Here is a 12315-nt window from a genome sequence, read left to right as displayed (position 1 = left end):
AGAAGTTAAGCCCGTTAGCGCCGATGGTACTGCATTTGTGGGAGAGTAGGTCGTTGCCTTTTTTGTACTGACCGTAGCGTCAGTATTGTAAAGCCCTTCATTTTTTAATGAAGGGCTTTTTTTGTTTATGTACTATTGGCTTATTATTTTACAGTAAAGGGAAGAAGCATATTTCGACTCTTAGCGTTTGGAACTTCAGAAATTAGCGCATATTGTCCAGAGGTTATTTCGGCATAAAAGTAACCAGAGGTTCCTTCTTGGCAATCGTTTACACCGCCTAGGAATGTCACCCCTTTTGGCGATGGTGATCTTAATGAATTAAGGTCAGCTGCATTTATCCACGTATTAACAGTGTCAAGCAATTTGGGGTTATTAACTTTAATCAAGTTGATGTCATGGCCTAGCATAGTTTCATATTTAATTTGATCTTTGAAGTCAACTTTAAATATATGTTTGCCCTTGGTTATAGAGTCCTTTAGAATTATTCCTTTTGTTGATGATATAGAAATATTAATATTAGCTTCAGGTTCAGATATTGTACTTTTAGTATCTAGAACAATTACTTCTTTCAACATGCCAAAGAATGCATGGGCCATACCATTGGGCATACGAATATAACATTCCATAGCGTAAATTCCAGGTTTTAAATAAATGGTTGATTTAGCTGTGGAATTTGGGGAAACCAAACCTACACCTCCTGATACTTCTATACTATCAAACCATTTTGGAATGTTTTCAAATTGTTTGAATCCTTCTTCCATATTCCCTGCAAGCATATATTCGGTTGCTTTTATAAATGGTGGAACCAATTCATTTTTATAGTTTTCTAGTCGAATGCCATTGGGCAATTTTTCAAGTATAAAAAAGTGGACTTCATGGGACAAGTTTTTATACCTAAAAGTGTTCCATCCCGAAGGAATAGTGTCTATCATCTGGAACTCCATGGCTTCAGTTATTACATCTATGACCAGATTGTTACTTATTTTATCTTTTGTTTGCTTAGAGGTCTCTGATTTGCATGTAACAAGTAATAGTCCAAAAAATAGAGCTGTGAAACTATATAAAGTGTACTTAAACATAAAAATTATTCTATTGTAAATGTTTTTAGTAGGCCTTTAGAGTTTGCATTTGGTACTTCGGATATAAAGGCGTATTTACCTGAATCTAATTCAGTTTCAAAATAATGGGTGCTGCCGGGCATGCCATTGTTAACCCCACCTAGAAATGTGACATCAGTTGGTATAGGAGTTATTAGTCCCTTTGGATCCATCCAATTCATCCATACTTCCAATTCTTCCAAATTGGCATTATCACCTAGCTTTACTAGATTTACATCGTGCCCAACAAAATTTTCATATACTGTTTGGTCTTTGTAATGCACAGAAAAAATGTGTTTGCCTTTGGTTATTGGCTTGTCGTACGTAATGCCTTCTGTACTTGATAGGGTTATGTTAATATCTGCTTTTGGTGGTTGGTTGCCAGAATCTTCATCTAAAACATACAATTCTTTTACCATACCCATAGAGACATGAAACATACCATTGGCCATTTTTACATAGCATTCCATAATATGGAGCCCAGGTTCTAACTTAGTAGTAGTTGTTGCTGTCATACCGGGAGAAATCAATCCTGTGCCACCAACAAACTTTACTTCGGGGAACCATGCTGGAAGTTCTCCAAAAGCAGCTATGGCCGCATCCATGTCTCCATTCATAATTAGTGCCATCCCCTTATCGAAAGGTGGCATTACTTTCGCTTTGATGGTATCTAGGGTTTTGCCATCTGGGTAGTCATCAAATAAGATAAAATGGGGTTCTTTGGATTTATTAATGTACTTAAAGGTGTTCCATCCAGACTTTATTGTGTCTACAGATACAAAATCCATAACATTGGTAACAACTTCAATGGTATTGTCCTTTGTTTTTATTGTGTTAGATTGATTTGAATTTTCTTTTTTGTCTGATTTGCAACTTATTAATAGCGCTAAAAAAAGCAAAGTTAAAAGGTTTGTTTTCATGATGTTATATTATTTTTTGGTTAAACAGGATGTCTTGTTAAAATCCCATATTTATAAACTGATAGTCTTTTTTTTGTATTTCAAACTCTTTTTTGTCTAGACTAATGGGAGTCATTGTAAAACTTTCATTTTTTTTCGTTTTGTGTGACATGCTCATTTCCATTAAAAGGGCATCTTCTTTTAAGACCTGAAGTAGTGCTGGGTCGAATCCCTTAGGGGCATTTTTGTTATTGGCCATAGCAAAAAATGCACTAAAACTAATAGGGGCATCTAATGTAAAATATATGGTACCTATATGCGATTTGTCTTCTATTTCTATACCGTAGCAGGTATACCCTAAAATTTCTTTAGTACCAATTTCTTTATAACTAACATTGGAATTTCCATCACTCTTTTTGGCATCAGGTATTTTATGGATTTGTGCCATATTTTGGCCTTCCATCTCCATAAATAGAACTGTAGATTTGTTTTTGTTATCCATGACCATAAAAGCTTTACCCTGATCTTTTAGAGACTCGTTAGACATTTCCATACCAAAATAGTCGAGGGTATTAGAGTTTATTAAATAATTAATGTCTACTTGTTCTTCTTTACTGGTGGTTATTTTGGTTTTAAATTCCCAATTAAATCGATACGTTCCACTTAAATTTTTTGCAGTATTTTTACCAGAACGCATTAAAGGGTTTGCATTTGGTGATCTAGAGGAGTTGGTGGTATCGATAGTATCATTTAAGTAATTAATGTTTTTCTTTTCTTTTTCTTCTTTTTCAATTTCGTTATTTTTTAATTTGTTTTTTCTCTTGATTTTTTTATCAGCATTTAGAATAGTATCCATTGCTCTTTCTGTCTTTTCGGTAGACTTTTCTTCTACTTTTCTTATAATTGTTTTTTTTGCTGCTTCTTCTGCTTTTTTCTTTAATTTTTTAAGGAATTGTGCTTCAGAGCTATGGCATAGAGATAAAGCGAATAAGCCCAAAAGGATATATTTTGATTTCATGATTACTAATGTTTTTGTTAGCCTTTTTTTGACATATCCCCAAGCTTTTAAACCTTATTTATTGATTGTAATTTCTAAAGTACTTGGTATCATAGACTGTTCAACCGTTTCTAGTATTTTTATTGTTTTCGCTCATTTAACTTGTCCTAATCCTCAAAGAGGAGGTGATTTCCTTAGTAACTCGGAATCTTAGTTAAAGAGGACACAAATTTTTCTACTATATTTGAGTTATTTTTAGAGTGCGCATTACAGTTTATAAAAAGGTATTATGGTTTCCTTAAACATTTTGTAATCAATAGATTTCTATATTTATAACGCACATTTTTTTTATGCCCTTTTCAAAAACTCTTCTATATTCCAATTGGATTGTTTCTGTCCCACGTTTTTTTGCTTCAAAGTAGAGCACTTGAAAGTTGGTTTGCCCCAGTTCTGTATATTTTAAAATGTCTGTTTTATGTTCTTTCAAATGCTTGGAGGCATCTTTAAGAATCCATTCATAACCTATAACAGGAACGGCTTCTAATTGAATTTCAATAATTGTCCCCTTTGCTACCTTTATGTTTTTTTGACACCCATTAAGCACCAAGGTGTCATTATTTTGTGCCGCTATTGAATTATTATTAACATACTTTTTATGGTTGTTACATGCAAAGATTAACCAACAGAAACTAGCAAAGAGTAAATATTTAAAAATTTGTGTACTTAACATAGCATCAAATTTGTTAATCAAATGATCTTATTACACTAGTGCCAACGTGATGCGTTGGCACTTTTAACCTAGTTTTTGAGCTTGATTAGCTCTGTATTTTATTTGGATACACCCACCAAACATATTTTCCAATATTACATTGATCATATCCTACATAAGCATAACCACCGTATGGTCCCCAGTTTGTACCCCATGAATTTTTGATAATCCAAGCATTTAAATTATCACACCATCCAACTATAATAACCGCATGATCTATGTTGTTAGTTGAATTAGAAGGGTAACCATTATAAACTCCACCACCATAGCTAAAGAAAGAACTTAGCCCAGCTTTCAAATAAGTTGCTACAGATCCAAATGTATTTACTAATGATTTTATTTCATTTACTGTGGGGAATCTCCCTGGGTAAAATTGACCCCATGCTCCTACTTTTACGACGCTACTATTAGTTCTGCAAGAGCCTTCACTTGCTGTATACCGATAATATTGTTCTAATGTTACGCCATTCCATTTCATATAATCCAATGTTCTACCAGTACTACCTCCATTACAAGATCCGGCATCAGTACCTGAGCTTGTTCGTCCACAAGACAAAAGCTGTTGCTCAGACAAATCTACAGGACTACTAACACTCCCATATAACTTATTATATGTATGTTCGAAAGCGGCAGCCGCAGCAAATGCCCAACAACTGCCGCAGCTGGCCTGGTTTCTTACTGGGGTAAGGATGCTTTTGTTCCAACTGCAATAAGCAAAAGGACTGATAGAAAGATTTGAAATATTTATTGAGGTGTTTGTAAATGAAAAATTAACATTTTCTACATTTGCATCCTTTAATCCTTCTAATATTTTTTTCTCATTCCTTTTGTTTTCAAGATTTTGATTTTTTATTATTTCTTTATCAAGTTTATCTAATGGCCTTACTCCTAATAACTTTTCCTTGTCAGTATTTAATACTTCGTTAGGAGCAATATCAAAGGTTGGCTTCTTGATTTTTTTTAGTTCATTCTTGGCTTTTGCAAATTCTGATTTTCCTTTTTCATTAAGCTTATTGATATTTTTGGCCATTTCTGCTTTGGTTTTTACTTTGAATACGCCATTATTTTTTTCTTCAAGTGGATTATTACCCTGAGAGAAACTTGGAGTGACCCAGAGTATTAGAATTAATGTTGAGGCTGCTGCTAAAATAAATTTTGATTTTTTCATGATTCCATGTTTTTTTGATTAATAGCCGATTTTGTTTTAGGTGTTTTAGCAGATTTTGAGTTATTGAGCAATAGTTGTATTTAATTTTTAATAGGTTTGTCAAATGAAGGCCTATAACGCGGTTCCATTTTAAATTTTAACAAACTCAACCCGTCTGTTATTAGCTTTTCCTTCCGGGGTATTATTATCGGAAACAGGAACACTTTCTCCCATACCTTTAACAGTCATCCTGGCAGCATCAATATTTAGATCCATTAATGCTTGCTTTACAGCATTGGCTCTTTGCTCGGATAGTTGGTTATTGTGTTCTTCTGTACCGTCACTATCAGTATGACCTTCAATTCTAAATTTTAAATCTGGGTGTTCTTGCATCATTTGGGCTATTTCATTAATAACACCTGATGATTCAGGTTTAATAATTGATTTGTTTATATCGAATAGGATGCCTCTTGTAAGGATTTTGCCATCTGTTAGAACACGATCGTAAAGTTTTTTTCCGCCTTCGGCAATCCTAATGTTCTTAATTGCTATGGTGAAACTTTCTTTTCCATGAGGATGTGTATAGCCTTCAATTGAAACTTTTTTGGGCATGAACCCTAAATTAGGAATGTTAAGAGCACGATATTCATCAACAAAAACTTTTAAAGAGCGCTTGTTAAAAGCTATAGCGATATGCCTCCAAACTGGCTCCATCCCCATCATGCTTTCTTCAAAACTTTTAAATTGCCTTTCTTGTCCCTTTATGCTCGCATTTAGGAAAGCACCAAAGCGATAAATGTGTAGAGGGTGGTATGTGCTTTCATTATTTGGAAACCTACTATGTGAATTACCATCCCAAAAACGAAGTTTGAATACCTGGTTATATAGGTAATTTTTCATAATTTCCCGATCAAAGAAAGCGTCAAATTCTATAGTAAAAACTTCGGGGAGATATTCATCAGTTTCCATTAATGGAGTGATAATACTTTCATTTTCAAAGTTGATTATGTTTTCATTATCAAACGAAGCATTTTCGACATTTCCTTTAATTAAATCCCAACGAGAAGGAAATTCACCGTTTTCTTCTTTGCTTAAATCATCATGAAAAATAATATGATCACCAGGGACAAAATTGTATTTTGACCACGGCCTGATTGGCGGTGTTTCAACAATTGATTCTTGATCTGTTTTTAGGTTCTCAGTAGCATTTTCCGGATAATCTTCATCGGATACAAGATTGTCATTTACCATATTATCGTCTTCGTTTAAATTTTCATTTTCTGAAGTATCATTTTCAACACCATTTTGCTTTTTCTTGAGTTTCTGATCTGCATTAAGCAAGGTGTCCATTGCCTTTTCTGTTTTTTCTGTTGTCTTTTCTTCAACCTTTCTTAGTACGGTTTCCTTTGCAGCTTCTTCGGCTTTCTTTTTTAGCTTTTTTAAAAATTGGGCTTCGGCTGAAAAACTTATACTCAAAAAGCATATTGCTAAAAGAATGTGTTTAGTTTTCATGTTATTTTAATTTTTTTGTTCGTCTTTTTTATTGTGCTTCCACGGTTCTAGTCCTTTTTCAAGATTTATTATTTTGCCTAATGGCCCAGGAATCATGGATTGTTCTACTGCATCAGGAATTTTTACGGTACAGGGTCTATACGAGAACACAAATTTACCTTTGGGTTCATCTTTTAACTTAGGGTTGGTTGAGTTTATATATAATTCATTCAACCTACCTTGATTATCAAATTGTATGTAACTATCGGGGTATTCTGGATCGTTGTAATTAAACCTTGTACATGTACTGGAATTGATGCAGGTAACGGTTTCTTGTATATAGTAGTCATTGTTCGTAAAATGACTTGGTTTATATATAAAGGCTAGTTCTAATATTAAAAAGTTAAGGCCAGAGCCTAATTCTTCTAATGTCTTATAAGCATTAAAATAAGGTTCTGGAGGCAATTTATAGGCTTGTGTAGTTATACCGGCAGTCATGAACCCCATATTACTGGCGGGTAATAATTTTATGGTTTCGTATTGCCCTTTATCTTTATTATAGGCATAAAATTTACCTTGGTCATCATGATAGATCGGTTTGGGGTTGCTTACTTGTTCTGTTCGCATGGCTATTGTTTCAGCATCAAAAAAAGCGGTCTGTACTAAAATGTCGTTATTATACAAAGCCATGACAACATCGTTATTGTAAAAATCCCTAGGTGATTTTATTTCTGGTATTTCTTCCTCCTCAAAACCTCTATTAACAGCGGTACTATCGTAAGAGACTTCTTTGACCTGCAATCCTTTTTCTTTTGCACGCTCTTTTAGTTTTTCCAATAATTGGGCCTGTAAGCTTAAACAATTTATAAGGGTTAATATAATGACGAGCCTAAAACTATTCATATTATTAAGGTCATATTAATAGGCCAAACTAAGGTAGATGGGTAAGAAGTAAAGTTTATAAAACTGTGGTAAGAAGCTAAATATTTAGTAAAGGATTTTAATTAGATTAAAAAAGAGAGCCGCTATAAATTTAGCTAAGCTCTCCTTTTTTCTCCTCCGATTAATAGCATCTTTAATATTTTAATTTCACTCTTTTGTGAAAAAAATAGACTTTATAATTTTTTCTTTAAGGGTAATACGTAAGTTGTATTTACCCTTTTTTAAATGATCAATGCTTAGATATATAATATTCTTTTGATTACTTTCCTTTTTTATAACATCATTCGCCGTCACAGGATTAGTATTAAAGAATTATTGCATGGCTAATATAGTTGTGAATATTAATTTGGGATAACAGTTATGTAACAAAAGATAAAACATATGTAACCAGAAAGTGTTTAATCTTTTATATAACTGTTTGGGGTTGTATTGTAGGTTTCTTTAAAGCATTTGATAAAATAGGATACCGAGTTGAAACCAACTTGATAAGCCACTTCAGAAACACTCAAGTCCGATTCCTGTAAAAGGTTTACAGCAATTTTTAAGCGTTGGGACCTAATGAATTGTGAGGTTGATAACCCAGTTAGTGCCATTAATTTTCTGTGCAATTGCATACGGCTCATGGCCATAAGTTTGCTAAACTCTTGTGCACTAAAATTGGGTTTGGAAATATGAGTGTTCAGGACTTTTTCGACCTCATGTAAGAAGGTTTCATCCAAATTAGTAATGGCAATATCTTTTGGCGTTAACACAGAAAACTGTGTGTAGCGCTTTTGTAATGATTTGCTTAAGCTGATAAAATTTTCAATACGTTTAACTAGAATTTTGGAGTTAAAGGGTTTGGTTATAAAATCATCTGCTCCTACTTCCAAACCTTCCAACTCATTCTGTTCTCCAGCTTTAGCTGTTAATAGAATAATAGGTATATGGCTGGTTAATGTATCGTTTTTTAATTTGTTACAAAGTTCGATACCGTTGGCTTTAGGCATCATAATATCACTAAGAATAAGGTCTGGAATTTTATTTAAAGCTTTTTCTATACCAGCTTTTCCATTTACTGCAAGTATTACCTTGTAATTTGGTTTTAGTATTGATTTGATATATTGGCGTAGTTGGGTATTGTCTTCAACGACAAGAATCATAGGTTTCTTTATCTCACTTGTTTCAATATTAAATTCCTTACCATTGATATTCGAAGAAAGTTGAGCATCTATTATATCTTTTTTTATACCGTTATTCAATTTTTCTACAATATCTGCTTCATTAAATGAGGCTTTGTTTATGGGCATTGTTACGGTAAATTGTAACTCATCATTGTTTACTAAATGGGCTATTAATTGCCCTTTGGTTAAAGTAACCAACTCTTTTACCAGAGCCAATCCAATACCAACTCCATCTGCATTTGGATTGACTTGATAAAATTGGTTAAACAGTTGATTGATATCTTTTGGATCGACATCACATCCGTTATTAAGAATAGTAACAACCAAGTAATCGTCCTGTTTAATTGCTTTGAAGTTGATAAAACCTTTTTTTGGAGCGTACTTAACAGCATTGGCCATAAGGTTGATAATTATTTTTTCAATAACATCCTTATCGTACCAAGCATTTTCTATACTAGCTATTTTAGAGGTGAACTTTATTTTCTTTTGTTCGATTTGATACTTGAAGCTACTTACTAGTTGATTGATTAGCATGGATAAATTACCATGTTCTATCCTTAATTTTTGATATCCGGTCTCTAGTTTTGCCAAATCGATAAGCTGATCAACTAAGTTTAACAAACGATTGGCATTATGCTTTATAAGCGATAATTCTTCTTTGCTTTCGTTTGAAAGGTTTGATTTTGATAATTGGCTTTCTGCAGGCCCTAAAATCAAGGCTAAGGGTGTTCTAAATTCATGGGAGATATTAGTAAATAACTTGGTTTTAAATTCATCTAACTTTTTTAAACGTTGCGTTTCAGAATGTTCTAACTTTAACCGAGTTTTTATATGCCACCGCCATTTAAAATATCTATAGATATACCATATTAAACCCAAAACTGTAATGAGATACATAATTATGGCTAAGTTGGTTTTGTACCAAGCCTGTTTTATGGTAAATGTGTATTGTGCAGGCTCTTCGTTCCAGACACCATCATAATTACTGGAAATAACCTTAAAGGTGTATGTGTTTGGTGATAAATTACTATAGTTCGCATTAGCGCTGTGGCCTGCTTCTACCCAATCTAAGTCGTGATTGACCAACATGTATTTATAATGGTTTAAACTGGGTTGCGAATAATGTAAACTGGCAAAGCTAAAGGATAAAGAGTTTTGCTTATAGTTAAACTCTTGGTTAGGTATTAGGGGGGTGGGTTCGTTAAATAATGACAGTTGGGTTATAATGGTTTTTGGCTTCACCTGGTTTAAGGTTAGTTGTTCTGGTTTAAACCAGTTTATGCCTTTTAATCCACCAAAATATAACGTGTTATTACGGTCTTTAAAATAGGCACCTGTATTAAATTCTAAGGTTTGAAGGCCATCATATTTATCATAATTAATGATTAGAGGGATAGAATCCTTGTCATTAAACATGGTAATTCCCTTATTGGAACTTAGCCATAGGTTATTACTATCTGGTAAAATACCATAAATAACATTGTTAGGTAATCCATCAGTAGTTGTATACGCTTTAACTTTATGGGTTTTGGTATTAAACTTCAATAGTCCGTTACCGTTAGTGCCTATCCAAAGGGTTTGGTTGCTTTTGTCAAAAAATAAGGACTTAATTTTATTAGGAATATCTTTAACTCTATATATAGTTTTACTATCGGTGTTTAAGAGGCAAAGGCCTTTATCTTCTGTTCCTATCCAAAGTTCATTATTGTTGCCCTCGGTTATGGTTCTAATATTGTTACTGGAAAGCGAAGCATTGTTATAAGGGTTATGGGTGTAATTTTCTTTAATGCCTTCATTTTTATCAAAATGGATTAAACCACTACCTCCAGTACCCAACCAAACATCTTTGTTTTGGTCTTGGTAAATACACCAAACAGCATTTGTATTGAGTTTTATTTTAGAATCACTATTATAATGCTCTATACTTCCGTTAGGTTTTAAAATATCCAATCCCATGTCTTGATAACCAATCCATAAATCTTCGTCAATACACTTAAGACTCATAATACGGTTTGATGATAAGTTAGAGTTTGCTGTAGTGTAGGTTTTATAGCTGTTAGTAGCTAAATCAATACGAGTTAGGCCTTTTCCTGAGGTGCCAATCCATAGGTTATTACTGTTTGGGTTTACACAAATAGCACGGGCAACATCTACGCTAACATTTTGGGGAAGTTGATTGTTGGTGAGTACATTAAACTTTAACAGGTGTTCGTCGTAATAACTTAAACCAGCACCATCGGTACCAATCCATATATTTCCTGTATTGTCCTCAAACAAGCTTAGTATATCATTGTAATGCAAAGCATAAGGATTGTTGTTTTGAACCGTGTAGTTATTAATTACCTTATTGGTAAAATCGATAACATAGACACCTTTACCATAGGTGCCAATCCATAATCTTTGGTGCTTGTCCAACAAAGTACTTTCAATATTTAAATTGTTGGGAAGAGGATAATCTTTAAATCCACTAAATGGCCTTAACTTGTTTTTTTCAAAATAAAAAAGCCCTTGCCCATAGGTGCCAACCCAAATGGTATTGTCTTCTAATTTAATTAGTGAACTGTAGTTGATAGTTTGGTTCTTTGTATAGAAAACTTTGTTATATCTAAAATCCTGTTTTGAAATTTTGAATAGCGTATTATCAGCTGAGGCATAAATAGTATCTTGATGTTCTAAAAAATCATATATGGCACCTTTAGAGTCTTGTGTGCTCAAAATTTGAATTGTATCTTTTTTAGAGGTAATGGCATAGATACCGTTATTGTAAGTGCCAATAAAATACCTATTGTCTTTGTCTTGATAAATAGTGCTTACATTTTTAATGTTGTTAATAGCATGAAATTCATCACTTCCAGGTCTATATTTTTCAAGTTTACCAGAATTGGTGACGAGCCAAAGTTTATTTTGATTATCAAAATAGATTTTTCCCAACTTACTGTAATTAATCTTCGTAACATCTTCAAAATGCTTATCGTAATACTTAAACGATTTGCCATCATATCTATTTAATCCATCTTGCGTTGCAAACCATAAAAAGCCAATACTGTCTTGGGCAATGCTAATAACACTATTTTGAGAAAGACCATCATCTACGGTTAGGTTATGAAACGAAATGGGTTTTAGGTTTGCTAATGGTGATTGTGGCCCTTTTTCATGGTTTTGGGTAAAACCAAAAAAAGGAAATAGGATTAACAGTATTATGCTTTTATAAGTGTTGATAAACCAAATGTTTACATAAATATATGAAATTATTGGAGTTAATATTTTGGGTGAACAACAAATTTCATTTTTATAGTTAAAGGAATTGATAAGGTGAGCTAGAGGGTAGAGGTTAGAGGTTAGAGGTTAGAGGTTAGAGGTTAGAAGTGCACATCCCTGATAATGGTTGATTGTTAAAAATGAAAAACTATTGGGTAAAGTTTTAACCACCTTGTCTTCATTCTGTTCATTTGGAACGAATCCATTCCACCTTGGAAAGGAGAAGAGTTAAAATAAATTAATAAACACAACTCCTTCCCTTTAGAAGGGGAGGTGGCTTTAAACTCGTTTAAGAGTTTAAAGTCGGAAGGGTATTAAAAAAGCACAAAGGTTTTTCTTATGTACTGAACTAACAATTAAAGCCTTGCAAAAGCAATAGGAGTGGCAGCTTTTTTAAAATCCAAAAATTTTAAAAAACTAAAACGGATAGTGCGGTGGCTTGCCATTTGCCCTAAAAACCATTTCAATAGTTATAATTACTGTATGTGTTTTATAGGATTAGCCTATACCGATTGGATTATTTTTTATAATTTTAGGCAAAACTTATAAATG

At 33.2% G+C, this 12315-nt stretch carries 8 protein-coding genes; all 8 read right to left on the bottom strand.

Annotated elements, in window-relative coordinates; all coding sequences use genetic code 11:
* Nucleotides 1-143 precede the first annotated feature (143 nt).
* Entirely contained in the window at nucleotides 144-1079 is a 936-nt protein-coding gene (locus MR062_RS13585; RefSeq protein WP_242205189.1) for a hypothetical protein, read from the bottom strand.
* Nucleotides 1080-1084: 5 nt separating this feature from the next.
* A complete protein-coding gene (locus tag MR062_RS13580; protein ID WP_242205187.1) occupies nucleotides 1085-2017 on the bottom strand; it encodes a hypothetical protein in 933 nt (310 codons plus the stop codon).
* Between the two features lie 37 nt (nucleotides 2018-2054).
* Complete coding sequence (locus tag MR062_RS13575) at nucleotides 2055-3014, bottom strand: DUF4412 domain-containing protein (protein ID WP_242205185.1); 960 nt, start codon at nucleotides 3012-3014, stop codon at nucleotides 2055-2057.
* Nucleotides 3015-3306: 292 nt separating this feature from the next.
* Nucleotides 3307-3723, bottom strand: coding sequence for a protease inhibitor I42 family protein (locus MR062_RS13570; RefSeq protein WP_242205183.1), 417 nt, complete (start codon nucleotides 3721-3723; stop codon nucleotides 3307-3309).
* Between the two features lie 85 nt (nucleotides 3724-3808).
* Entirely contained in the window at nucleotides 3809-4930 is a 1122-nt protein-coding gene (locus MR062_RS13565; RefSeq protein WP_242205182.1) for a C1 family peptidase, read from the bottom strand.
* A 129-nt stretch (nucleotides 4931-5059) separates the two neighbouring features.
* Nucleotides 5060-6421: an OmpA family protein gene (locus MR062_RS13560; RefSeq protein WP_242205180.1), complete on the bottom strand. Its 1362-nt coding sequence runs from the start codon at nucleotides 6419-6421 to the stop codon at nucleotides 5060-5062.
* Between the two features lie 6 nt (nucleotides 6422-6427).
* Nucleotides 6428-7303: a hypothetical protein gene (locus MR062_RS13555; protein WP_242205177.1), complete on the bottom strand. Its 876-nt coding sequence runs from the start codon at nucleotides 7301-7303 to the stop codon at nucleotides 6428-6430.
* Nucleotides 7304-7740: 437 nt separating this feature from the next.
* Nucleotides 7741-11694 carry a two-component regulator propeller domain-containing protein gene (locus MR062_RS13550; RefSeq protein ID WP_242205195.1) on the bottom strand — a complete coding sequence of 1318 codons (3954 nt, stop codon included), beginning with the start codon at nucleotides 11692-11694 and terminating at the stop codon, nucleotides 7741-7743.
* Nucleotides 11695-12315: the final 621 nt, after the last annotated feature.

Origin of the sequence: Aestuariivivens insulae (assembly GCF_022662195.1) — a bacterium.
GTDB classification, from domain to species: Bacteria; Bacteroidota; Bacteroidia; order Flavobacteriales; family Flavobacteriaceae; genus Aestuariivivens; species Aestuariivivens insulae.
Note: the sequence above shows the minus strand (reverse complement) of the source record. Positions and strands in the feature narration are given on the sequence as shown.

Bases quoted from the DNA above. Each gene is read 5' to 3' on its own strand.
- MR062_RS13585 (WP_242205189.1), bottom strand. From the start codon at position 1,079: ATGTTTAAGTACACTTTATATAGTTTCACAGCTCTATTTTTTGGACTA.
- MR062_RS13580 (WP_242205187.1), bottom strand. From the start codon at position 2,017: ATGAAAACAAACCTTTTAACTTTGCTTTTTTTAGCGCTATTAATAAGT.
- MR062_RS13575 (WP_242205185.1), bottom strand. From the start codon at position 3,014: ATGAAATCAAAATATATCCTTTTGGGCTTATTCGCTTTATCTCTATGC.
- MR062_RS13570 (WP_242205183.1), bottom strand. From the start codon at position 3,723: ATGTTAAGTACACAAATTTTTAAATATTTACTCTTTGCTAGTTTCTGT.
- MR062_RS13565 (WP_242205182.1), bottom strand. From the start codon at position 4,930: ATGAAAAAATCAAAATTTATTTTAGCAGCAGCCTCAACATTAATTCTA.
- MR062_RS13560 (WP_242205180.1), bottom strand. From the start codon at position 6,421: ATGAAAACTAAACACATTCTTTTAGCAATATGCTTTTTGAGTATAAGT.
- MR062_RS13555 (WP_242205177.1), bottom strand. From the start codon at position 7,303: ATGAATAGTTTTAGGCTCGTCATTATATTAACCCTTATAAATTGTTTA.